The organism is Paraburkholderia xenovorans LB400, assembly GCF_000013645.1.
GTDB lineage: Bacteria > Pseudomonadota > Gammaproteobacteria > Burkholderiales > Burkholderiaceae > Paraburkholderia > Paraburkholderia xenovorans.
In genome coordinates this window covers 4787574-4812575 of record NC_007951.1, presented here as the reverse complement: position 1 = coordinate 4812575, position 25002 = coordinate 4787574, and the positions used below count along the sequence as shown (strand labels likewise).

Sequence of the window (25002 nt, the reverse complement as noted above, 5' to 3'; positions counted from 1 at the left end):
CACTGCGATGGCGGTCAAAACGTCGAATCAAGCGCCGAAGAATGGGCACGACGAACACCGCGCTGAACGCAAAGCTTCCGTTGCGTCCACCGGTCAGCAAGCGGCACCTGACGAAGCGTGGGATGTCGAGCAGCAAGATAACAATATCGTTCCGCTCACGCGGGCTGAAGCTGAGAAGCTGTTTGGTCCCGACGTGAGCCGTCCATCGCGCGTTACGCCTTTCAAGGTCGTGGCGGCGCAAATGGCCTTGTCCCTGGGTGCTACGCTGGTGTGGTGGCTGTTTTACAAGCCGCCGGGCGCTGCTGCGCTGTCCGCGTTCCTGGGGGGAGCGATCTGCTGGGTGCCGGGCGCGTTGTTCGCGGCACGGCTTAGAACGCTGAGCGGCGCTGAAACAGTCATGAGCTGGATGATCGGCGAAGCGCTCAAAATGGGGACAACGATCGCGATGTTTGTAGCCATCGCCTTCTGGTATCACGACGTACGTTGGGTTCCGCTGCTCGTGACTTACCTCATCGCGCTCAAGACGTACTGGATTGCCTTGGCATGGCGCTAAGGTAGCAGCACAAAAGTGGCAGCAAAAAAGTAGCAGCAAAGAATTCAGGCTGGCGCACAGCGCCGGCAACAGGTGTGCGGATATGACACGGTCCGCACCCGGCGTGTTCCCGCAATACAGAATTGCAGCGGGAGCGGCCTAAGACGATTTTCGACAATTTGGGTGGCTTTAACGATATGGCAGCTAGCGAAGGCACGCGCGCAATGGATCCGTCCGAGTACATCGCGCACCACTTGCAGAACTTTTCCACCGCGCACCAGACGTCGATTTTCGACATTCACGTGTGGAATCTGGACACCCTTTTCTGGTCGATCGTTTGCGGTCTGGCCACGATCTTCATCCTGCATCTCGCTGCTCGCAAGGCAACGTCCGGCGTGCCGGGCCGTTTCCAGTGCGCGATCGAAATGCTGGTCGAAATGGTCGAGGATCAATCGAAGTCGATGATCCACGGCTCGCGTACCTTCATCGCACCGCTGGCCCTGACCGTGTTCGTCTGGGTCGCGCTGATGAACTCGCTCGACTTTATCCCTGTCGACCTGCCGGGCCACGTGATTGGCTGGCTGGGTCTGTCCGAAGTCATCCCGCACCACCGCATCGTGCCGACCGCCGACCTGAACGGTACGCTCGGCATCGCACTCGGCGTGTTCGCGCTGATGATTTACTACAACTTCAAGATCAAGGGCGCCGGCGGCTTCGTGCATGAACTGCTGTCCGCTCCGTTCGGCGCGCATCCGCTCTTGTGGATCCCGAACCTTGCACTGAACATCATCGAGTTCGTCGCGAAGACGGTCTCGCTCGGCATGCGGCTGTTCGGCAACATGTACGCGGGCGAACTGTTGTTCCTGCTGATTGCCCTGCTCGGCAGCATCTGGAGCTTCGGCGCGGACACGACGGTGCTTGGCTTCATCGGCCACGTGATCGCCGGCAGCGTGTGGGCAATTTTCCACATCCTGATCGTTCTGCTGCAGGCGTTCATTTTCATGATGCTGACGCTGGTGTACATCGGCCAGGCACACGACACGCACTAAACTGCGCCGTCGGCAAAAAGAATCGTAGTTTTTTAAATCCCAGTTCCAACCAGTTCTAAAAGACTTTTCACAAAGGAGTGATCATGCAAGCTTTCATCGCCAACATCCAGGGTCTGACCGCCATCGGTATCGGCATCATCATCGGCCTGGGTGCAATCGGCGCCTGTATCGGTATCGGCCTGATGGGCGGCAAGTACATCGAAGCATGTGCACGTCAGCCTGAACTGATGAACCCGCTGCAAACCAAGATGTTCCTGCTGGCTGGTCTGATCGATGCGGCGTTCCTGATTGGCGTTGGTGTGGCAATGCTGTTTGCGTTCGCGAACCCGCTGCTGTCGAAGCTGGCAGGCTGAGGTTCCTCGGAAGTTTGCGCCTGAGCTATAACTAGTGAGGGCGCAGGGCGGAACGGGCACTCGGGCGCTGATCGAATACAGAATCGATGAGCGCCTTGCCGTTTCACTTTCCGAACTAGCAACGTTTAAGGAAACACCGTGAATCTCAACGCAACCCTGTTTGCGCAAATGGTCGTGTTCCTGATCCTCGCGTGGTTCACGATGAAGTTCGTGTGGCCGCCGCTGATCAACGCCCTCGACGAGCGCTCGAAGAAGATTGCTGACGGTTTGTCGGCTGCTGAAAAGGGCAAGGCAGAACTCGAAGCCGCTCACAAGCGCGTCGACCAGGAACTCGCTCAGGCACGCAACGACGGTCAGCAACGTGTTGCTGACGCAGAAAAGCGCGCTGTGGCAGTCGCTGACGAAATCAAGGCTCAAGCACAGGCTGAAGCCGCTCGCATCATCGCGCAAGCGAAGGCAGACGCGGAACAGCAAGTCGTGAAAGCGCGCGAAACGCTGCGCGGCGAAGTCGCCGCACTCGCTGTGAAGGGCGCTGAACAGATCCTGAAGCGCGAAGTCGACCAGGCAGCTCACGCTGACCTGCTGAATCAACTGAAAGCCGAGCTCTGATCATGGCCGAACTTGCAACCATCGCCCGTCCGTACGCAGAAGCGCTGTTTGGCGTGGCCGAAGCTGGTGACATCGCCGCCTGGTCCACGCTCGTGCAGGAGCTGGCACAGGTTGCGCGTCTGCCCGAAGTGCTGTCGATCGCCTCGAGCCCGAAAGTAAGCCGCGCCCAGGTCAGCGAACTGCTGCTCACCGCGGTCAAGTCGCCGCTCAAGGACAACGCGCAAGCGAAGAATCTGGTGCAAATGCTGGTGGACAACCATCGCCTGCCCTTGCTGCCGGAAATCGCCGTGCAGTTCGAAGAGTTGAAGAACGCCCGCGAAGGGGCGGCCGATGTGCTGATTGTCAGCGCATTCCCGCTCGAAGGCGCACAGTTGAATGACCTCGTCGCAAGTCTCGAACGTAAGTTCAAACGCAAGCTGAAGCCGACGGTTGAAGTCGACTCGTCGTTGATCGGCGGCGTGCGCGTAACGGTCGGCGACGAAGTGCTCGATACCTCGGTCCGCGCGCGGCTTGCCAGCATGCAGACGGCTCTGACGGCCTGAAGCGCCTAAGGCGCTGAAGCGGCTGGCACGCAACAGAATTGACTATCAGGAGCGAATAATGCAACTCAATCCCTCTGAGATCAGCGAGCTGATCAAGAGCCGGATCCAGGGCCTTGAAGCGAGCGCAGACGTTCGCAACCAGGGCACTGTGATCTCCGTGACCGACGGTATCGTGCGTATTCACGGCCTGTCGGAAGTGATGCAGGGCGAAATGCTCGAATTTCCGGGCAACACCTTCGGTCTCGCACTGAACCTCGAGCGCGACTCGGTCGGCGCCGTGATTCTGGGTGAGTACGAACACATTTCGGAAGGCGACGTCGTCAAGACGACCGGCCGCATTCTGGAAGTGCCGGTGGGCCCGGAACTGCTCGGCCGCGTGGTCGACGCACTCGGCAACCCGATCGACGGCAAGGGCCCGATCAACGCGAAGAAGACCGACGCAATCGAAAAGATTGCTCCGGGCGTGATCTGGCGTAAGTCGGTTTCGGAACCGGTCCAAACCGGTCTGAAGTCGATCGACGCGATGGTGCCGGTTGGCCGTGGCCAGCGTGAGCTGATCATCGGCGACCGCCAGTGCGGCAAGACCGCGGTCGCAGTCGACACGATCATCAACCAGAAGGGCAAGAACCTCTTCTGTATCTACGTCGCGATCGGCCAGAAGGCTTCGTCGATCATGAACGTGGTGCGCAAGCTGGAAGAAACCGGCGCGCTGGAATACACGATCGTCGTGGCCGCTTCGGCTTCGGAATCGGCTGCCATGCAGTACCTGGCGCCGTATGCAGGTTGCACGATGGGTGAATACTTCCGCGACCGCGGTCAGGACGCGCTGATCGTTTACGACGACTTGACCAAGCAGGCTTGGGCGTACCGTCAGATCTCGCTGCTGCTGCGCCGTCCGCCGGGCCGTGAAGCGTACCCGGGCGACGTGTTCTATCTGCACTCGCGGCTGTTGGAACGCGCTGCTCGCGTGTCGGAAGACTACGTCGAGAAGTTCACGAATGGTGAAGTGAAGGGCAAGAGCGGTTCGCTGACGGCACTGCCGGTCATTGAAACGCAAGCCGGCGACGTGACCGCCTTCGTTCCGACGAACGTGATCTCGATTACCGACGGCCAGATCTTCCTGGAAACCGACCTCTTCAACGCAGGTATCCGCCCGGCAATTAACGCTGGCGTGTCGGTGTCGCGCGTCGGTGGTGCGGCTCAGACGAAGGTTGTGAAGAAGCTGTCGGGCGGTATCCGTACCGACCTCGCGCAGTACCGTGAACTGGCTGCATTCGCGCAGTTCGCCTCGGACCTCGACGAAGCAACCCGCAAGCAGCTGGAACGCGGCCGCCGCGTGACGGAACTGCTGAAGCAGCCGCAATATCAGCCGCTGCAAGTGTGGGAGCTGGCTGTCGCGCTGTTCGCAGCGAACAACGGTTACCTCGACGATCTGGAAGTTGCGCAAGTGCTGCCGTTCGAAAAGGGCCTGCGCGACTACCTGAAGTCGAAACACGCTGACCTGATCAAGCGCATCGAAGACACCAAGGAACTCTCGAAGGACGACGAAGCCCTGTTGCACACGGCGCTCAAAGACTTCAAGAAGTCCGGCGCTTATTGATCCGCGAGTGACCTACAAGGCATAAACGGACCTTGAAGCAGCGCGGCCCACAGGCAACTGAACCCGCGCTGCTTCAATAGCTTTGCATGGGACCCGAGTTACCGCGAAAGCGGTAACCCGGGCCGACAAAGGAGCAAGCAATGGCTGGAATGAAGGAAATTCGCGGCAAGATCAAGAGCGTGCAAAACACGCGCAAGATCACGAAAGCGATGGAGATGGTGGCCGCATCGAAGATGCGCCGCGCTCAGGAGCGCATGCGCGCTGCTCGCCCGTATGCCGACAAGGTCCGCGATATCGCTGCACACATGAGCCGTGCGAACCCGGAGTATCGTCACCCGTTCATGGTGTCGAACGAAGGCGCGAAGACGGCCGGCATCATCCTCGTCACGACCGATAAAGGTCTGTGCGGCGGCATGAACACCAATGTGCTGCGTGCGTCGCTGCAGAAGTTCAAGGAACTGGAAGGTCAGGGCAAGACGATCGAAGCAACCGCGATCGGCACCAAGGGTCTGGGTTTCCTGAACCGTCTGCGTGCCAAGGTGGTGTCGAACGTCGTGCATCTGGGCGATACGCCGCATCTGGAAAAGCTGATCGGCGCGGTGAAGGTGCAGCTCGACCTGTACTCGGAAGGCAAGGTTTCGGCGGTGTACCTGGCGTACACGCGCTTCGTCAATACGATGAAGCAGGAGCCGGTGATCGAGCAACTGCTGCCGCTGTCGGCAGACCAGTTCGAGCGCAAGGAAGAAGACGGCACGACGCCGAGCACGCAGTGGGACTACATCTACGAGCCGGATGCGCAGGCAGTGGTGGACGAACTGCTGGTGCGTTATGTCGAAGCGCTGGTCTACCAGGCCGTCGCGGAAAACATGGCATCGGAGCAGTCGGCACGGATGGTCGCAATGAAGGCCGCTTCGGACAACGCGAAGACGGTGATCAACGAATTGCAGCTCGTGTACAACAAGAGCCGTCAGGCCGCGATCACGAAAGAACTGTCGGAAATCGTCGGTGGCGCGGCGGCGGTCTGACCTTGACGGTCGGCACGCCGCTTCGTGTGCGCCTTCGCGGCGCACCCATCGAAACTGCGCCTTTGCGCGAGTGAAGAATTGAGTATCTAAAGGAAAAGCGATGAGTACTACTGCTTTGGTAGAAGGCAAGATCGTACAGTGCATCGGCGCGGTGATCGACGTGGAATTCCCGCGTGACCACATGCCGAAGATTTACGACGCGCTCATTCTCGAAGGTTCGGAACTGACGCTCGAAGTCCAGCAGCAGCTGGGCGACGGCGTTGTCCGCACCATCTGTCTGGGTGCATCAGACGGTCTGCGCCGCGGTACGACGGTGAAGAACACCGGCAAGCCGATCAGCGTGCCGGTCGGCAAGCCAACCCTCGGCCGGATCATGGACGTGCTGGGTCGCCCGATCGACGAAGCCGGCCCGATCAACTCGGACGTGGTTCGCGGCATTCACCAGAAGGCTCCGGCGTTCGACGAACTGTCGCCGTCGACGGAACTGCTCGAAACCGGCATCAAGGTTATCGACCTGATCTGCCCGTTCGCGAAGGGCGGTAAGGTTGGCCTGTTCGGTGGCGCCGGCGTGGGCAAGACCGTGAACATGATGGAACTGATCAACAACATCGCGAAGGAACACGGTGGTTACTCCGTGTTCGCCGGTGTTGGCGAGCGTACCCGTGAAGGGAACGACTTCTATCACGAAATGAAGGACTCGAACGTTCTCGACAAGGTCGCGCTGGTGTACGGCCAGATGAACGAGCCGCCGGGCAACCGTCTGCGCGTCGCGCTGACCGGTCTGACGATGGCTGAGCACTTCCGTGACGAAGGTCTCGACGTGCTGTTCTTCGTCGACAACATCTACCGTTTCACGCTGGCAGGCACGGAAGTGTCGGCACTGCTCGGCCGTATGCCGTCGGCAGTGGGTTATCAGCCTACGTTGGCTGAAGAAATGGGTAAGCTGCAAGAGCGTATTACGTCGACCAAGACCGGCTCGATCACGTCGGTTCAGGCCGTGTACGTCCCTGCGGATGACTTGACCGACCCGTCGCCGGCTACGACTTTCGGCCACCTGGACGCAACCGTCGTGTTGTCGCGTGACATCGCTTCGCTGGGTATCTACCCGGCAGTCGACCCGCTCGATTCGACCTCGCGTCAGATCGACCCGAACGTGATTGGCGAAGAGCATTACTCGATCACGCGCGGCGTGCAGCAAACGCTGCAGCGCTACAAGGAACTGCGCGACATTATCGCGATTCTGGGCATGGACGAACTGGCGCCGGAAGACAAGCTCGCCGTGGCGCGTGCTCGTAAGATCCAGCGTTTCCTGTCGCAGCCGTTCCACGTCGCTGAAGTGTTCACGGGCTCGCCGGGCAAGTACGTGCCGCTGAAGGAAACGATTCGTGGCTTCAAGATGATCGTGGAAGGCGAGTGCGACCACCTGCCGGAACAGGCGTTCTACATGGTCGGCACGATCGACGAAGCCTTCGAAAAGGCCAAGAAGATCCAGTAAAGGTAGGGTGTAACGAAGCGGGCGCCGCTCGCGCTCAATACTACCCAACGGATAGTATTGGGCAAAACCGGCGCCTCTTATTACGCTCATCGCCACAGGAGTCGATATGGCAACCATTAAAGTAGACGTCGTCAGCGCGGAAGAGCAGATCTTCTCGGGCCAGGCGAAGTTCGTCGCGCTGCCGGGCGAAGCAGGTGAACTCGGCATTCTGCCGGGCCACACGCCGCTCATCACGCGGATCCGTCCGGGTGCGGTGCGCATCGAAGCTGAAAACGGTGAAGAAGAGTTTGTCTTCGTCGCCGGCGGCATTCTCGAAGTCCAGCCGGGCGCCGTGACGGTACTCGCCGACACCGCGATCCGCGGTAAGGATCTCGACGAAGCCAAGGCCGAAGATGCACGCAAGCGTGCGGAAGAAGCGCTGCAGAACACGGGTTCGAACCTTGAATACGCAACCGCGCAAGCGGAACTGGCGTACGCGACGGCTCAGCTCGCTGCGATCCAGCGTCTGCGTAAGCTGCGCGGCCAGCATTAAGCAATACGTATCAGAGAGAAAGCAGCCTTCCCGGCTGCTTTTTTTTGACCTTCACTTGACGTTTACGGAAAGGTGAGCAGAATCGTGTTCTCGAGCCGATGGCGCCACGCCTCAATGTCAGGAAATGCGCTGCGGGTAAGACTTGATGCCTGACCGGCACATGCCGGTGGCACAATCGGTTTCAAATTCATTTCAATAAGAGCTTCCGCTCAGTTCACGGAGACAACACCATGACAACGCATGTGTCAGGCGAAGGTGCACTCATCGAACCCAAAGACGGGCTGTCGTACGTCCGCGGGCCGACCGACATTCCGTTGAGCGAAGCGACCATCGGCCAGTTTCTGCGTGATACGGCGGAGCGTTTTCCGGATCGTCCAGCAGTGGTGTTTCGTGAGCAGCGCATTCGCTGGACATGGCAGGAGTTCGTGGAAGAAGTCGACGTGTTGGCGGCCGGCCTGCTCGCACTCGGCATCGAGAAGGGCGACCGCGTCGGCATCTGGTCGCCGAATCGCGTGGAATGGTTGCTCACCCAGTTTGCGACCGCGCGCATCGGCGCCGTGCTGGTCAATATCAACCCGGCGTACCGGCTCGCGGAACTCGAGTACGCCTTGAACAAGGTTGGTTGCAAGGCGATCATTGCCGCCGAGCGTTTCAAGACATCCATGTACCTGGAGATGTTGCAGGAACTCGCACCCGAGCTGGCCACGCAAGCGCCGGGCGAGCTGCACGCATCGAGGCTGCCCGAATTGCGCTACGTGATTCGCATGTGCGATACGGAAACGCCGGGCATGTTGAGCTTTTCCGACGTGATCGAGGAAGGCCGCGCGTCGCTGGACGTGCCGACGCTCGACGCCATCGGCGCCACGCTCTCGTGCCGCGACCCGATCAACATCCAGTTCACCAGCGGTACCACAGGCAATCCGAAGGGGGCGACGCTGACCCATCGCAACGTGGTCAATAACGCGCGCTACATCGCGATGGCGATGCGGCTGACCGAGCAGGACGGCTTGTGCATCCCCGTGCCGTTGTATCACTGCTTCGGCATGGTGTTATCGGTGCTGGCGTGCGTGTCGGTTGGCGCCAACATGGTGTTTCCAGGCGAAGGATTCGACCCGGCCGCAAGCCTGGCCGCAGTCGCGGAAGAGCAGTGCACCGCGCTGCACGGGGTGCCGACCATGTTCATCGCCGAACTCGATCACCCGGACTTCGCCACGTACGATTTATCGCGCCTGCGCACCGGCATCATGGCGGGCTCGCCATGCCCGATCGAGACCATGAAGAAGGTCGTCTCCCGAATGCATCTGGGCGAGATCACCATCGCCTATGGCATGACGGAAACCAGCCCGGTCTCGTTCCAGAGTTCGACCACCGATCCACTCGACAAGCGCACAACCACGGTCGGGCGCATCCAGCCGCATCTGGAAGTGAAAATCGTCGATCCCCTTGGCAACATTGTGCCAGTGGGCGAAACCGGCGAGCTGTGCACGCGCGGCTATTCGGTGATGCAAGGCTATTGGGACGATGAGGCGAAGACACGCGAAAGCATTGTCGACGGCTGGATGCACACCGGCGATCTGGCGACGCTCGATGCCGAAGGCTACTGCAACATCGTCGGGCGTCTGAAGGACATGCTGATTCGCGGCGGCGAGAATATCTATCCGCGCGAAATCGAGGAATTTCTGTTCCGCCACCCGAAAATCCAGAGCGTGCAGGTGTTCGGCGTGCCCGACTCGAAGTACGGCGAAGAGGTTTGCGCGTGGGTCGTATTGCGCGCGGGCGAGCAGGCAACCGCTGAAGAGATCCAGCAGTTCTGCCAAGGGCAGATTGCGCACTACAAGGTGCCGAAGTACATCCGTTTTGTCGACGAACTGCCCATGACGGTAACCGGAAAGGTGCAGAAGTTCATCATGCGCGAGCGGATGATCAGCGAATTGAAGTTGCGGCAGGACAAGACGGCGTGATGAAGTTCGACCGCAGGTTCGCACGCCGGTTGACCGCGCGGCGGACCTGCCGTTGAAGAACAGAAATCAGAGTGTTTGCTGCGCGTAAGTCGCGAAAAACTGTGAACTTACTGCAAAAGGCGCGCTACTGCGCCGCGCAAACGTTTGGCGGGGCGAAAAAAAAGCGGGCCTGGAGCCCGCTAAAAACCACACGCTACGGGGTTAGCGCGAGGAGACCAAAGAAGGAACCGACTGAGACGGCGACCCTGCGCCGACTACGGCCCCAGCAGGGATGCCCCTTCACAGGGCTTCGGCATACGCCGACCGGCAAGTGCATCGTATCCGCTCACACCACGCACCCAGCCACATCCGTGTTGAAACCGTTGAGGGCATTGTGGGCGAATTAACCTGGGAGCGCGGTAACAAAGTGTTTCAGGTTGTAACGCCCGCCAGATAAGGCGCTGCAGGATATATTGCCAAAAAGAATCGTTTAAAACGTAATATTTACCGATGACTCACCCGCAATTTCATACGCATGATTGATGCTATTCGCGATGCATATTGCGGCGTAGTCCATTAAGTCGATTCCGCATGAAATGGTTGCAAGGTCATCGTTTCGGTGATGAATCGCCCGCGTTACAGGTGTTCGTTCGTACTCAATAAATTTGGACGGTTCAAAAGAGGCCGCCGGGTTGCGTCGCAACATTCGCCGTATGCGCGTCGGCCGCAAAAAAGGGGCGCATTCCATGACGCTCCGCCCGGCACAATTGATCTGTTTTACCCGGACGGGCGCCGTGCCGTTACATGATTCCGCGCGTGAGCGAAATTCTTCGGCATTTTCCGACCACCCTCGTCTGCCGGAAAGAACGGGAAAAGGGCGGGCGGAAAGACCACTATGCTATTTCAGCCACTTGTCCGAAATGGCTTGATATTCGCCGGTTGCGCGCGCGAGGTGCAGCCACTGGTCGACATACTGCTGAAACACCACGTCGCCGCGTGGCAGCAGCCAGGCCTTTTCTCCATATTGGAAGGGCTTGTCCGGATGCACCGAGCAAAGGCCTGGATTCAGCTTTTGCTGCAGCAGCGTTTCCGATGCGTCCGTGACCATGACGTCGGCCTTGCCGGCAAGAATCTGCTTGAAAACGGTCACGTTGTCGGGATAGACGGTCAGGTTGGCGTGCGGGAAGTACTGCTTCGCGAACCGCTCGTTGGTGCCGCCCGGATTGACGATTACCCGAGTTGCGGGCTGGTCGATCTGCGCCACCGTCTGGTATTTGCTGACGTCGTCGCATCGAACGATCGGCGTCTTGCCGTCGATCATGTACGCCTGCGTGAAAAACGCGCGCTTCTGCCGTTCGAGGGTCGGCGATACGCCGCCTACGCCGACGTCGCATCTGGCGACGAAGTCGTTCATCAGGTTCGACCACGAGGTCTTGATGTACTCCGTCTTGACGCCGAGCGATTTGGCGAGCGACTCCGTCATGTCGATATCAATGCCTTCGAACTGGCCGTCTGACTTGTAGAACGAGTACGGTTTGTAATCGCCGGTCGTGCAGGCGCGCAACGTGCCGCGCGCGATGATTTCGTCGAGCCGCGAGGGCGCCGCCGCCGTGCCGGCGCTCTGGGCCGAGGCCGCGCCTGCATGCATCAAAACACCGGTCAGTACGCCGAGCAGCGCGAGTGTCGCCTTGTTCATCGAGTCTCCTTGGTTGTATGTAATTGTGTGGTAAGCCAGCCGGATGATAGCTCGGCAATCCGGGCTTGAACATTGGCCGTTCAGCCAGGTGAGTCGCGGCTGCCAGCCCGCGAAAAAGCCGCCTTGAGCAAAGCACGCAAGAGTTATTGGCCGCATCGGGCACGATGCGGCGAGCCTGGTCCGGTAAAATGCCCCTTTGCCCTGAGTCGTACGCAACGTGGCCCATAAACTTCTGAACGATACTTTCCTGCGCGCGCTGCTGCGCCAGCCGACCGACTACACGCCGATCTGGCTGATGCGGCAAGCTGGCCGCTACCTGCCGGAATACAACGCCACGCGCGCTCGCGCGGGCAGCTTCCTGGGTCTGGCAAAAAACCCGGCGTTCGCAACGGAAGTCACGCTGCAACCGCTGGAGCGCTATCCGCTCGACGCCGCGATCCTGTTCTCCGACATCCTGACCGTGCCCGACGCAATGGGTCTGGGCCTCGAGTTCGTGACTGGCGAGGGCCCCAAATTCGCGCGCCCGGTGCGCACGGAAGACGACGTCGCGCGCCTCGCGGTGCCGGACATCGACGCCACGCTGCGCTACGTGACCGACGCCGTGCGCGAAATTCGCACCGCGCTTACCGACGCGCAGGGCCGCCAGCGCGTGCCGCTGATCGGTTTTTCGGGCAGTCCGTGGACGCTCGCGTGCTACATGGTCGAAGGCGGCGGTTCGGCGGACTTCCGCACGGTCAAGTCGATGTTGTATGCGCGTCCGGACCTCATGCATCGCATTCTCGACGTCAACGCGCGCGCGGTTGCGGCCTACCTGAACGCGCAGATCGAAGCCGGCGCGCAAGCTGTGATGATTTTCGACACATGGGGTGGGGCGCTGGCGGACGGCGTCTATCAACGCTTTTCGTTGCACTACATCCAGCAGGTGGTGAGTCAGCTAAAGCGCGACCATGACGGCGAAAAAGTGCCGGTGATCACTTTCACCAAAGGCGGCGGCCTGTGGCTCGACGAGATCGCCGAAACCGGCGTGGATGCGGTCGGCCTCGACTGGACCGTGAACCTGAGCAAGGCCCGGGAGCGCGTGGGCGGCAAGGTGGCGCTGCAAGGCAATATCGATCCGTCGGTCCTGTTTGCCCCGCCGGCTGCGATCCGCATGGAAGCGCGCGCCGTACTGGACAGTTTCGGTAACCATCCGGGCCATGTGTTCAACCTCGGCCACGGCATTTCGCAGTTCACGCCGCCGGAGCACGTCGCCGAACTGGTGGACGAAGTGCATCGTCATAGCCGGGCAATTCGCAGCGGCGCACATGCACCGGCATGAGGCCGTAATCGTTACCATTTTTGTTGCGACGCAGCGAACTGGGCTCTCGGTCTAAGGGAAAATATGCAGTCAACGGGCCGTCAGATGGCGGTCCTGAGAAAGTCAAGACTTGACTTATGCACATTCATCACGCTGCGGCGCGGTAGAAGCTTTAGTCGCATCGTAGCCCTTGCACACTGCGGGCGCATTTGATCCAAGCCTTGTCTGGCAAGGGTTTGAGCGGATCGGTGCAGAATGTGCGGAACCCCACAGAAGGCCGCTGCGGCGCGGTTCCCGGGCCTTCCGGGCAAAGTTCTCAACAAAGTTATCCACAGGCACGCGGGCCGATTGCAATTGTTCAGCGGAATCCAAAACTTAGCGCCGAAATTGAAGTTTTACTTTAACTTCGGGCGCTGTGCCGTCTGCTCGGCGCACACCACGAAGCGGCGTGGCGTCGCGCGCGTCGTGCTGATTTCCGTCGACGCGTGAGTGACGTGTTCGTCCGCGTCGCGCTGGATCATCCGCTGCCGACCTTGTTCGACTATCGGTGCGACACGCCTGAGCGGGTGGCGCCGGGCATGCTGGTCAGCGTGCCGTTTGGTAAGCGCCACGTGGTTGGGCTTATCTGCGAAGTGACCGCTCACAGTGACGTGCCGCCTGATCGCCTTCGCGCGATCAATAGCGTGTGCACCGCGTGTCCGCCGGTATCGTCGGAATGGTTGAGGTTGGCCGCTTTCGCGGCGGATTACTATCAGCGTGGCCTCGGCGAAGTGGCGTTGCCGGCTTTGCCGCAAGCGCTGCGCGATGCTTCGCGGTGGTCGCGGCTGTTTGCGCCGCAGGAGCGTTACAGCCTCACGCCCACAGGCCGAACGGCACTACCCGACGCACTGCCGGCTCGCGCGAGCGCGTTGCGCAAGCTGGCGCAAGCGTTGGCCGAGACCGAGTTCCTGGTGGCCGCCGAGGTTCGCGCGCTGCACCCCAAGGCGATCACGACGCTCGATGCATGGCAGGCGGAAGGCTGGGTGGCGCTGGAGCTCATCGAAGCCGCCGCCGAGCTTGCCGCTCCGGCCTCGCCCGACGCACCGGCGCCCATGCCGACGCTGCCCACGCTCACCGACGAGCAGGCGGCGGCTGTCGAAGCCATTCGCGACGCCAACGGTTTTGCGCCATTTCTGCTGCACGGCGTGACGGGCAGCGGCAAGACCGAGGTCTATCTGCGCGCACTCGCGGAAATCCTGGCCGCCAGGCCCGACGCTCAGGCGCTCGTCCTCGTGCCTGAAATCAATCTGACGCCGCAGTTCGAAGCGGCTTTCCGCGCGCGTTTCGCCGCGCTCGAAGGCGCGTCGATCGTCACGCTGCACAGCGGTCTCGCGGAAGGCGAGCGCGCCCGCAGCTGGTTCGCCGCTCACACAGGGCGGGCCCGCATCGTACTCGGCACCCGCCTGGCGGTGCTTGCCTCGCTGCCGAAGCTCGCGATCATCGTCGTCGACGAGGAGCACGACCCGGCCTACAAGCAGCAGGAAGGCTTGCGCTATTCGGCGCGCGATCTGGCCATCTATCGCGCCAAGCAGCTCGGATTGCCGGTTGTGCTCGGCTCGGCCACACCGTCGCTGGAAAGCTGGTGGCAAGCCGATCAGGGGCGCTACAAGCGGCTCACCCTGTCGCGCCGGGCGGTTGCCGACGCCGTATTGCCCACCGTCAGACTGATCGATCTGGAAGAAGAGCGGCGGCGCGGCCGGGCGTCCGTGGAAGGGTTGTCGGGGCCGTTGATCGCCGCATTGAAGGCGCGGCTCGAACGCGGCGAGCAAAGCCTCGTGTTCCTGAACCGTCGCGGTTACGCGCCGCAGCTTGCCTGCGACGCCTGCGGCTGGGTCGCCGGTTGTCCGCGTTGCAGCGCCTACGTGGTGCTGCATAAGCCCGAGCGCGCGCTACGCTGCCATCACTGCGGGTGGGAAGCACGCATTCCGCGCTCGTGCCCGGAGTGCGGCAACGTCGACATCGCGCCGATGGGCCGCGGCACGCAACGCGTCGAAGAAACGCTGGCGAGCGCGGTGCCCGGCGCGCGGGTATTGCGTATCGACGCCGACAGCACGCGCCGCAAGGGCAGCGCACAGGCGCTGTTCTCCGACGTTCACGCGGGCGAGGTCGACATCCTCGTCGGCACGCAGATGATCGCCAAGGGCCACGACTTCCAGCGCGTGTCGCTGGTCGGCGTGCTGAACGCCGACACCGCGCTCTTTTCCCACGACTTCCGCGCGAGCGAGCGGCTTTTCGCGCAATTGATGCAAGTAAGCGGCCGGGCAGGCCGCGCGGGTTTGCCCGGCGAAGTGCTGGTGCAAACGCGCTATCCGCGCCACGCGCTCTACCACGCGCTGGCGCGCCACGACTATGTCGGCTTCGCCAACTCCACGCTGGCCGAGCGGCGCGATGCGCACTTGCCGCCGTTCGTGTATCAGGCCTTGTTGCGGGCCGAAGGCCGCACGCTCGAGGCCGCGCTCGCGTTTCTGCAGCAGGCGGCGGCCGGCCTGGCCGGCATTCCTGCCGCCGAACGCGTGACCGTTTACGACGCCGTGCCGCTCACCATCGTCAAGGTGATGCACGTGCACCGCGCCCAGTTGCTGATCGAGAGTGCATCGCGCGGCGCGTTGCACGCAACTTTGCGTGCCTGGCAGCCGCTGTTGCGCGGCATGAAGGGCGTGCTGCGCTGGAATCTGGAAGTCGATCCGCTCGACATCTGAGGCAGGTCGCCCGACCGGCGAAGCCGTTACTTCTTTGAGTCATATTCATAGAGCGAATGGTCGTTTCGTTTTGCGACGCCGCTCGCCTATATTTCGCCGAATCGGCGCACATTCGGGCAAAACTCCAACATTCCGGCGCCGACGTACTTCAACTCTCTCGGGGCATGGCGATGAGCGATACCAATCAAACGCTGCCAACCGGCGCCGCGCCGGCCAACCGGCAAAGCACGCACGGCGGCGGACTTTTTTCGACCGAAGACTGGTGGGCGGTGTGGGTCGGCCTGCTGGTGGTCGTGATAGCGTGGGCGCTGTTCGCGTCGGGCAGCAGCATCAAGTGGCTGGCGGTGGCGCCGGCCAGATGGTCGGGCGTCGGGCAGGCCGCGCAGGACGCCGGCAAGCATTTGCCGAACTATGTTGCGCTGTTTGTCGTGTTCGCGCTGCTGTTCGGCGTGAGCCTCGCTGCGCTCAAGCAACGGGTCGGTGCTTTCCTCGGATCGTTCCTGATCCTGTTCGTCGCGTCGGCGCTGATTTTCACACTGGGCGCGTGGGTCAATGCGTCGAAGTACAACCTCGAACCGCCGCTCGTCGCGCTGGCGCTCGGTCTGCTGATTTCGAACGTGTTCACGCTGCCCGAATGGTTTTCGGCGGGCTTGCGCGTCGAGTTCTATATCAAGGTCGGTATCGTGCTGCTCGGCGCGACGTTGCCGTTCACGCTGCTGGTGTGGGCGGGACCGGTGGCGGTCGGGCAGGCGACCATCGTTTCGCTCGTCACATTCTTCGTGATCTTTTTTGCCGCCAAGGCGTTCGGCCTCGATCGGCGTTTCGCCGCCGTGCTCGGTGTCGGCGGCGCGGTGTGCGGCGTCTCGGCGGCGATCGCGATTGCCGGTGCGGTGCGGGCCAAGCGCGAACAGGCGTCAGTGGCGATTACGCTGGTCGTGCTGTGGGCGATCGTGATGATCTTCGTGCTACCGTTCGCGTCCCGTTCGCTCGGACTGTCGACCGCGGTCGCCGGCGCATGGATCGGCACGTCAGAATTCGCCGACGCAGCCGGCATCGCGGCCGCGCAAGCTTATGGCGACTTCGCGAAACAGGCCGGCAGCGCGATCGCGGGGGCGCCGGAGGCGTCGCTGCAGGCGTTCACGCTGATGAAAGTGGTCGGCCGCGATATCTGGATCGGCATCTGGGCGTTTGTGCTTGCGATCGTCGCGACGACGCGCTGGGAATCGCAAGACAGCGGCGTCAAGGCGAAGCCCAACGCCGGCGAGATCTGGGCGCGCTTTCCGAAGTTCGTGATCGGTTTTGTGATTGCGTCGGCGCTGGTGACGTGGGTTGCCAGCCATTATTCGCTGGCCGATTACCGCAAGGTCGTGACGCCTGAATTCGTCGCGCCGATCACCGCGTTGCGCACCTGGGCGTTCACGTTCTGTTTCCTGAGCATCGGACTGACTACGCGCCTGCGCTCGCTGACCGCCACCGGCCTGAAGCCGTTCCTCGCCTTTACGGCGGGCGTGGTGGTCAATATCGCCATCGGCTACGCGCTGTCCGCGCACGTGTTCGCACCGTACTGGAATAGCTTGGGGCAGGGCTCGTGACAAGCGGCGCGCGCCGCACTGCCAGTACGGCCGACGCACGCGAGGCAGCGTGCGCGCCGTGCTGCGCAGGCTGCCGGTATCGCGCCGAGAGTCGGGATTCGTTGGAGCAGAGCATTCCTGGCCTCGCGATATTCGGTTCGGCATTTGGCGCGAGCGTGGCGGACAGCCGGCTCTGCCGGCTGCACGACCAGCTCGTTTCACCGGGCGACGCCTGCCCGCAGTTCGAGCCGATCCTTCGGCACTGACGTTTGCCTGTGCGTCGCCGCGGCTTCAAGCCGGGCTTCGCGCGCGTCTTCCCGCTGGAGGGTCAACTGGAGCGAGTCAACCGAAGACCGGCGTCGCTCACGCCGGCACGACACGCCGGACACCGCCATTCAATCGTTCAAAGCAGTCCGCGCGTCGCCCGCCGATGCGCGCGACGCCGCCGGCGTGCGTTCCTTGACGGGCTCACGCCGGCCGGGGCCACTCGTCGCGCCGCGGATGAACAGCACCGCGCAAGTCGCGCACATCGCCCAGATGCCTAATACCACCAGCCATTTTTCCATTTCGCCTGTCCTCTAAAACCCCGTACCGTGCTTTTTGTGCGTGCCAGGGAGGCCGCGCGCCACTATGTTCCGTATAACGGCGCGCTGACCCGTTCTGATAAGGGTAAATGCAAAAAGAATCACGCCAGGGAAAGTACTGATCGCAACCACCGTCTCCCCGTGCAGCGCGATAACGCGCAAACCCCCGTCGCGCAAGGCTTCGGGCAGGGTGCAACCATGCATCCGACATGGTTGCACCTTTTTATTGGGAGGCGTACGATTCGCCCAACTTTTAGTCTTTTGCCAGCGTATCTGTCTGGTATCCGAAGAAGGAAACATGGCTAGCACCACCCTTGGCGTCAAGGTCGACGACCTCTTGCGTTCCCGGCTGAAAGATGCCGCTACCCGTCTCGAACGCACTCCGCACTGGCTCATCAAGCAGGCCATCTTCGCGTACCTCGAAAAGATCGAGCACGGTCAATTGCCGCCCGAGCTGTCGGGTGTGGCGGGCTCGGCCGATCTGACCGAGGGCGCCGCGGTCGAACACGAGGAAGACGGTGGGTCGCACCCGTTCCTCGATTTCGCGCAAAACGTGCAACCGCAATCGGTGCTGCGCGCCGCGATCACGGCCGCTTACCGTCGTCCTGAGCCGGAGTGTTTGCCGTTCCTGCTCGGTCAGGCGCGTTTGCCGGCCAACCTCGCGGGCGACGTGCAGACGATGGCCGGCAAGCTCGTCGAAACGCTGCGCACGAAGAGCAAGGGCGGTGGCGTCGAAGGTCTGATCCACGAGTTCTCGCTGTCGAGCCAGGAAGGCGTGGCGCTGATGTGTCTCGCCGAAGCGCTGCTGCGCATTCCCGACCGCGCCACGCGCGACGCGCTGATCCGCGACAAGATCAGCAAGGGCGACTGGAAATCGCACATGGGCCAGGCGCCGTCGATGTTCGTCAACGCCGCGACCTGGGGCTTGATGATCACCGGCAAGCTGGTGACGACCAACAGCGAGACGAGCCTCTCGTCGGCGCTCACGCGTCTGATCGGCAAGGGCGGCGAGCCGCTGATCCGCAAGGGCGTGGATATGGCAATGCGCCTGATGGGCGAGCAGTTCGTCACGGGTGAGAACATCTCCGAGGCGCTCGCCAACAGCCGCAAGTACGAAGCCCGCGGCTTCCGCTACTCGTACGACATGCTCGGCGAAGCGGCCACCACCGAAGCCGACGCGCAGCGCTACTACGCGTCGTACGAACAGGCGATCCACGCGATCGGCAAGGCTGCCGGCGGCCGTGGCATCTACGAAGGCCCGGGCATTTCGATCAAGCTCTCCGCGCTGCACGCACGCTACTCGCGTTCGCAGCAGGAACGCACCATGAGCGAACTGCTGCCGCGCGTGCGCTCGCTGGCAATCCTCGCGCGCCGCTACGACATCGGCCTGAACATCGACGCGGAAGAAGCCGACCGCCTCGAAATCTCGCTCGATCTGCTCGAAGCGCTGTGCTTCGATCCGGAGCTGGCCGGCTGGAACGGCATCGGCTTCGTGGTGCAGGCGTATCAGAAGCGCTGCCCGTTCGTGATCGAATACCTGATCGATCTGGCGCGCCGCAGCCGTCACCGCATCATGGTGCGCCTCGTGAAGGGCGCGTACTGGGACACCGAAATCAAGCGCGCGCAAGTGGACGGCCTCGAAGGCTATCCGGTCTACACGCGCAAGATCTACACAGACGTGTCGTATCTCGCCTGCGCGAAGAAACTGCTCAGCGCGCCCGACGCGGTCTACCCGCAATTCGCCACGCACAACGCGCACACGCTGTCGGCGATCTATCACCTCGCGGGCAACAACTATTACCCCGGCCAGTACGAGTTCCAGTGCCTGCACGGCATGGGCGAACCGCTGTACGAAGAAGTCACCGGCCGCGACAAGCTGAACCGTCCGTGCCGGGTGTACGCGCCGGTCGGCACGCATGAAACGCTGCTTGCCTATCTCGTGCGCCGTCTGCTGGAAAACGGCGCGAACACGTCGTTCGTGAATCGTATTGCCGATGAAACCGTCGCGATCAAGGACCTGATCGCCGATCCGGTCGATGAAGCCTCGAAGATCGTCCCGCTCGGCGCGCCGCACGCGAAGATTCCGCTGCCGCGCAATCTGTACGGTTCGGAACGCCTCAACTCGATGGGTCTCGACCTGTCGAACGAGCATCGCCTGGCGTCGCTGTCGTCGGCGTTGCTGGCGAGCGCGCATCATCCGTGGCGCGCCGCGCCGATGCTCGAAGACAACGAGATCGCCGTGGGCCTCGCGCGCGACGTGCGCAATCCGGCCGATCATCGCGACCTCGTCGGCACGGTCGTGGAAACGACGCCGGAGCACGTGAGCGCCGCTTTGGCGCACGCGGTGGCCGCCGCGCCGATCTGGCAAGCCACGCCGGTCGATGCGCGCGCCGATTGCCTCGCGCGTGCCGCCGATCTGCTCGAAGCGCAGATGCATACGCTGATGGGCCTCGTGGTGCGTGAAGCCGGCAAGTCGCTGGCCAACGCCGTCGCGGAAATTCGCGAAGCGATCGACTTCCTGCGTTACTACTCCACGCAGATTCGCGAGGAGTTCTCCAACGACACGCATCGTCCGCTCGGCCCGGTGGTCTGTATCAGCCCGTGGAATTTCCCGCTGGCGATTTTCATGGGCCAGGTGGCCGCGGCGCTCGCCGCCGGCAACACCGTGCTCGCGAAGCCGGCCGAACAGACGCCGCTGATCGCCGCGCAAGCCGTGCGCATTCTACGCGAAGCCGGCGTGCCGGCGGGCGCGGTGCAACTGCTGCCGGGCAACGGTGAAACGGTCGGCGCCGCATTGGTGGCCGATCCGCGCACCCGCGCGGTGATGTTCACCGGCTCGACCGAAGTCGCACGCCTCATCAACAAGACGCTGTCGAGCCGACTCGATCCGGATGGCAAGCCGATTCCGCTGATCGCCGAAACGGGCGGCCAGAACGCGATGATCGTCGACTCGTCGGCGCTTGCCGAACAGGTGGTGGCGGACGTGCTGCAATCGTCGTTCGACTCCGCCGGTCAACGGTGTTCCGCGCTGCGCGTTCTTTGTCTGCAGGACGATGTCGCGGACCGCACGCTGGAAATGCTGACCGGCGCGATGCGCGAACTGGCCGTGGGCAATCCGGACCGTCTGTCGGTCGACGTCGGCCCGGTGATCGACCTCGACGCGAAGCGCGGTATCGACGCGCACGTCGCGGCGATGCGCGAGAAGGGCCGCAAGGTCGAGCAGCTGCCGATGCCGGACGGTTGCGCGCAAGGCACCTTCGTGCCGCCGACGTTGATCGAACTCGACAGCATCGACGAACTGAAGCGTGAAGTGTTCGGCCCGGTGCTGCACGTGGTGCGCTACCGCCGCAGCCAGCTGGACAAACTGCTGGAGCAGATCCGCGCGACCGGCTATGGCCTGACGCTCGGCATCCATACGCGTATCGACGAAACGATCGCGCATGTGATCAGCCGCGCGCACGTGGGCAACATCTACGTGAACCGGAACGTGATCGGCGCTGTGGTCGGCGTGCAGCCGTTCGGTGGCGAAGGTTTGTCGGGCACGGGTCCGAAAGCGGGCGGCGCGCTCTATCTGCAGCGGCTCCTCGCCACGCGTCCGGCCGGTTTGCCGAAGTCGCTTGCGCGGGCTTTGGTCGTGGATGTTCCGCGCGCGGCCGAAAACGGCGACAATCCGTCCGCTGTATTGACGGCTTACCGCGACTGGCTGATTACCGAACGCGAGCCGCAACTGGCCGCGCGCTGCGACGGCTATCTGTCGCATGTGCCGGCGGGCGCCACGGCGGTATTGTCGGGACCGACCGGCGAGCGCAACACGTACACGCTGGGCGCGCGCGGCACGGTGCTGTGTATCGCGTCGACGGCGAGCGGTGCGCGCGTGCAGTTTGCCGCGGCGCTGGCTACGGGAAATCGCGCGTTGTTCGAAGGCGCGGCTGGGGAACAATTGGTGTCGCAGTTGCCCGCCTCGCTGAAGTCGCACGCAAGCGTGAAGAAGAGTGCCGATACGCCGTTCGACGCCGTGCTGTTCGAAGGCGATAGCGACGAACTGCTGGCGCTGGTGAAGGAAGTCGCGAAGCGTCCAGGCCCGATCGTGTCGGTACAGGGCGTCGCGGCACGCGCGCTGGAAAGCGGCGACGAGGACTACGCGCTCGAGCGTCTGTTGACGGAACGCTCGGTCAGCGTCAATACGGCAGCTGCAGGCGGTAATGCGAATTTGATGACGATCGGTTGAGCGAACCTCTCTGATCACTCAAAAAAACGGAAGCGGTACGGCGACCCCGAAACCGCTCCATCCACACCTGGTACCAAGGAGAAGCTATGCAACACAAGATGAAACAGCTGGCAGGCGCTGCACTGGTTGCAGCGATGTCGCTGGCGGGGACGGCCAATGCTCAATCGGCGGAAGATGTGAAAATCGGCTTTGCCGGCCCGATGACTGGCGCGCAGGCGCACTACGGCAAGGACTTCCAGAACGGCATCACGCTGGCAGTGGAAGACATGAACGCGACCAAGCCGGTGATCGGCGGCAAGCAGGTTCGCTTCGTGCTGGATTCGGCCGACGACCAGGCCGACCCGCGCACCGGCACGACCGTTGCGCAAAAGCTGGTGGATGACGGCATCAAGGGCATGCTCGGCCACTTCAACTCAGGCACCACGATCCCGGCTTCGCGCATTTACGCGAACGCGGGCATCCCCGAAATCGCAATGGCGACGGCGCCGGAATACACGCAACAAGGTTTCAAGACCACGTTCCGTATGATGACGTCCGACACGCAGCAAGGTTCGGTTGCCGGCACGTTCGCGGTGAAGACCCTGGGCATGAAGAAGATCGTGATCGTCGACGACCGCACGGCCTACGGCCAGGGTTTGGCCGATCAGTTCGAAAAGGCGGCGAAGGCGGCGGGCGGCCAGATCGTCGATCGTGAATACACGAACGACAAGGCAGTCGACTTCAAGTCGATCCTGACCAAGCTGAAGGCTGTTCAACCGGACCTGATCTATTACGGCGGCGCGGATTCGCAAGCGGCACCGATGGTCAAGCAGATGAAGGCACTGGGCATCAAGGCGCCGCTGATGGGCGGCGAAATGGTCCACACGCCGACGTTCATCCAGATCGCGGGTGACGCGGCGAACGGTACGGTGGCATCGCTCGCCGGCCTGCCGCTGGAAGAAATGCCGGGCGGCAAGGACTATGTCGCGAAGTACAAGAAGCGTTTCAACGAAGACGTGCAAACGTACTCGCCGTACGCTTACGACGGCGCAATGGCCATGTTCGACGCAATGAAGAAGGCGAACTCGACCGATCCGGCCAAGTACCTGCCGATGCTCGCGAAGACCTCGATGCCGGCAGTGACGTCCGCGAATCTCGCGTACGACAGCAAGGGTGATCTGAAGAACGGCGGCATCACGCTGTACAAGGTTGTCGACGGCAAGTGGACGACGCTGCAAAGCGTGGGTGGAAAGTAATCAGGTTTTCTGCTCGAGTATGCGGTTGTCGCGTGATGATATGACGTGGCGTCCGGCGCAAAAAAGCCCTGCGGTTCTCTAACCGCAGGGCTTTTTGTTTGCCGCCTCACTACATCTGGCAATCACACGACGACCCGTTTACTCCCCGCGCATCTTCCTCCCCTGCTCGCGAATCTGTTCCAGCGTCGCCCCCGGCGTGCTCGCTTCCTGCGGCATGCGGATCTCGATCACCGCCGCACGCTTCGCCTCGATCGAACGCTTCAGCGCAGGCAGAAAATCCTCGGTCCGCTCCACCGTCTCACCATGCGCGCCGAACGAACGCGCGAACGCCGCGAAGTCCGGATTCGTGAGTCCGGTGCCGTGCACGCGGTCCGGATAATGCCGCTCCTGATGCATCCGGATCGTCCCGAACTGGCTGTTATTCAGCACGATGAATAGCACGTGCAGGTCGTACTGCATCGCCGTCGCGAGTTCTTGCGCAGACATCATGAAGCAGCCGTCGCCGGCCAGCGCCACGACCGCGCGTTGCGGATACATCGACTTCGCCGCGATCGCCGCCGGCACGCCATAACCCATCGCGCCGCTCGTCGGCGCGAGTTGCGAACGGTAATGGCGATAGGAGAAGTGCCGATGCAGCCACGTCGCATAATTACCCGCGCCGTTGGTGAGAATCGCGTCATCCGGTAGGTGCGCGCGCAACTGCTGGATCACTTCGCCCATCTGCACGTCGCCCGGAATGCGACGCGGTTTGCGCCAGTCGAGATACGCGCGATGCGCCTCGCTCGCGGCCCCAGACCAGGCAAGTTGCTCGGACGAAGGCTCCAACTCCGCAAGCATTGCCGCCAGTTCTGGCATACCGGAGACGATCGGCAGATCCGCCGCATACACGCGTCCCAATTCCTCCGCGCCTTGATGCACATGCACGAGCGTCTGCTTCGTTTTCGGGATGTCGAGCAGCGTATAGCCGTTGGTGGTCGCTTCGCCCAGGCGAGGCCCGATTGCGAGCAACAGGTCGGCTTCGCGGATACGTTGCGTCAGCGCCGGATTGATACCAAGGCCGACGTCGCCGGCATAGTTCGGATGCTCGTTGTCGAGCGTGTCCTGAAAGCGGAACGCGAGGCCAACCGGCAGTTGCCAGTTCTCGACGAAGCGTTGAAAGTCCGCGCACGCAGCAGGCGTCCAGCCGCTGCCGCCCGCGATCACCATTGGCCGTTGCGCGCCTTCGAGCAACCCGCGCAACTTCTCGATCTGCGCCGTCGAAGGCGACGCCGCGACGCGCTGATACGCGGGCGCGCCGGCCACGGCGTTGCACGCGTCGCTCAACACGTCTTCCGGCAACGACAGCACGACGGGTCCAGGCCGTCCGGATGTCGCCGTGTGAAACGCGTGGCTCAGATATTCGGGAATGCGTTTGGGATCGTCGATCTGCGCGACCCACTTCGCCATCTGACCGAACATGCGCCGGTAGTCGATTTCCTGGAAAGCCTCGCGGTCGAGATGCTCGCGTGCGCATTGGCCGATCAGCAAAATCATCGGCGTGGAATCCTGAAACGCGGTGTGTACGCCGATCGACGCATGCGTGGCACCCGGTCCGCGTGTGACGATCGCCACGCCTGGCCGGCCGGTCAATTTGCCGACGGCTTCCGCCATATTCGCCGCAGCCGCTTCATGACGACAAACGATGGTCTGGATGCGTTCGGTTTCATCGTGCAGCGAATCGAGCACGGCGAGAAAACTTTCGCCCGGCACACAGAAAACACGCTCGACACCGTGCGTCAGCAAAGCATCGACGACGAGACGCGCGCCGGTGGTTTGAGCGGCGGCGGAGCCGGAAACAGAAACGGGAGCATTCGGCTGCGACATTGCGATGAAGCCTCCAGGCAGTGCATGAGTGCGATGTGAGAATGCAAGCCTCGACCGGACGCTGGCCGATGGGGCGCTCCGACAGCTTACGCCGGCAGCGCCCGCGCTGTCAC

18 protein-coding genes are annotated in these 25002 nt (G+C 62.3%); 15 read left to right on the top strand and 3 right to left on the bottom strand.

What is annotated here, in order from left to right:
• Positions 1-7: 7 nt before the first annotated feature.
• The 10 genes from BXE_RS21705 to BXE_RS21660 all read left to right on the top strand — a co-directional run bounded on the left by BXE_RS21705 (position 8) and on the right by BXE_RS21660 (position 9698).
• On the top strand, positions 8-553 hold the full coding sequence (locus BXE_RS21705; protein ID WP_011490293.1) for an ATP synthase subunit I: 546 nt from the start codon (positions 8-10) through the stop codon (positions 551-553).
• 176 nt (positions 554-729) lie between these two features.
• Positions 730-1581: a F0F1 ATP synthase subunit A gene (atpB, locus tag BXE_RS21700; protein ID WP_011490292.1), complete on the top strand. Its 852-nt coding sequence runs from the start codon at positions 730-732 to the stop codon at positions 1579-1581.
• Between the two features lie 83 nt (positions 1582-1664).
• A complete protein-coding gene (gene atpE, locus BXE_RS21695) occupies positions 1665-1934 on the top strand; it encodes a F0F1 ATP synthase subunit C (protein ID WP_007180033.1) in 270 nt (89 codons plus the stop codon).
• Positions 1935-2072: 138 nt separating this feature from the next.
• On the top strand, positions 2073-2543 hold the full coding sequence (locus tag BXE_RS21690) for a F0F1 ATP synthase subunit B (RefSeq protein WP_007180032.1): 471 nt from the start codon (positions 2073-2075) through the stop codon (positions 2541-2543).
• Positions 2544-2545: 2 nt separating this feature from the next.
• A complete protein-coding gene (locus tag BXE_RS21685) occupies positions 2546-3085 on the top strand; it encodes a F0F1 ATP synthase subunit delta (RefSeq protein WP_007180031.1) in 540 nt (179 codons plus the stop codon).
• A gap of 58 nt (positions 3086-3143) precedes the next feature.
• Entirely contained in the window at positions 3144-4685 is a 1542-nt protein-coding gene (gene atpA / locus BXE_RS21680) for a F0F1 ATP synthase subunit alpha (protein WP_011490291.1), read from the top strand.
• Between the two features lie 140 nt (positions 4686-4825).
• Positions 4826-5710 (top strand): F0F1 ATP synthase subunit gamma, encoded by an 885-nt coding sequence (gene atpG, locus BXE_RS21675; RefSeq protein ID WP_011490290.1) that lies wholly within the window; start codon positions 4826-4828, stop codon positions 5708-5710.
• Between the two features lie 100 nt (positions 5711-5810).
• Positions 5811-7205, top strand: coding sequence for a F0F1 ATP synthase subunit beta (gene atpD / locus BXE_RS21670; protein WP_011490289.1), 1395 nt, complete (start codon positions 5811-5813; stop codon positions 7203-7205).
• A 106-nt stretch (positions 7206-7311) separates the two neighbouring features.
• The gene (locus tag BXE_RS21665; protein ID WP_011490288.1) at positions 7312-7737 is read left to right on the top strand and encodes a F0F1 ATP synthase subunit epsilon; all 426 of its coding nucleotides are present in this window, start codon (positions 7312-7314) and stop codon (positions 7735-7737) included.
• A gap of 230 nt (positions 7738-7967) precedes the next feature.
• Entirely contained in the window at positions 7968-9698 is a 1731-nt protein-coding gene (locus tag BXE_RS21660; RefSeq protein WP_011490287.1) for an AMP-binding protein, read from the top strand.
• Between the two features lie 877 nt (positions 9699-10575).
• On the opposite strand, the gene BXE_RS21655 is transcribed toward BXE_RS21660, so the two are convergent.
• Positions 10576-11373, bottom strand: coding sequence for a transporter substrate-binding domain-containing protein (locus BXE_RS21655; RefSeq protein WP_011490286.1), 798 nt, complete (start codon positions 11371-11373; stop codon positions 10576-10578).
• Positions 11374-11590: 217 nt separating this feature from the next.
• Here BXE_RS21655 and hemE point away from each other — a divergent pair, with 217 nt between their 5' ends.
• The 3 genes from hemE to BXE_RS21635 all read left to right on the top strand — a co-directional run bounded on the left by hemE (position 11591) and on the right by BXE_RS21635 (position 17000).
• Positions 11591-12691, top strand: coding sequence for a uroporphyrinogen decarboxylase (gene hemE / locus BXE_RS21650; protein ID WP_011490285.1), 1101 nt, complete (start codon positions 11591-11593; stop codon positions 12689-12691).
• Between the two features lie 464 nt (positions 12692-13155).
• Positions 13156-15408, top strand: a complete 2253-nt coding sequence (locus BXE_RS21640; RefSeq protein ID WP_193352953.1) for a primosomal protein N' — start codon at positions 13156-13158, stop codon at positions 15406-15408.
• A gap of 170 nt (positions 15409-15578) precedes the next feature.
• Positions 15579-17000, top strand: coding sequence for a YeiH family protein (locus tag BXE_RS21635; protein ID WP_011490283.1), 1422 nt, complete (start codon positions 15579-15581; stop codon positions 16998-17000).
• Positions 17001-17374: 374 nt separating this feature from the next.
• On the opposite strand, the gene BXE_RS46625 is transcribed toward BXE_RS21635, so the two are convergent.
• Entirely contained in the window at positions 17375-17545 is a 171-nt protein-coding gene (locus BXE_RS46625; RefSeq protein WP_165187250.1) for a hypothetical protein, read from the bottom strand.
• A gap of 316 nt (positions 17546-17861) precedes the next feature.
• Here BXE_RS46625 and putA point away from each other — a divergent pair, with 316 nt between their 5' ends.
• Together putA and BXE_RS21615 are read left to right on the top strand one after the other, a co-directional pair.
• Positions 17862-21791: a trifunctional transcriptional regulator/proline dehydrogenase/L-glutamate gamma-semialdehyde dehydrogenase gene (gene putA, locus BXE_RS21620; protein ID WP_011490280.1), complete on the top strand. Its 3930-nt coding sequence runs from the start codon at positions 17862-17864 to the stop codon at positions 21789-21791.
• Between the two features lie 86 nt (positions 21792-21877).
• A complete protein-coding gene (locus BXE_RS21615) occupies positions 21878-23026 on the top strand; it encodes a branched-chain amino acid ABC transporter substrate-binding protein (RefSeq protein WP_011490279.1) in 1149 nt (382 codons plus the stop codon).
• A gap of 138 nt (positions 23027-23164) precedes the next feature.
• On the opposite strand, the gene BXE_RS21610 is transcribed toward BXE_RS21615, so the two are convergent.
• Entirely contained in the window at positions 23165-24889 is a 1725-nt protein-coding gene (locus BXE_RS21610) for a thiamine pyrophosphate-binding protein (protein ID WP_011490278.1), read from the bottom strand.
• Positions 24890-25002 lie beyond the last annotated feature (113 nt).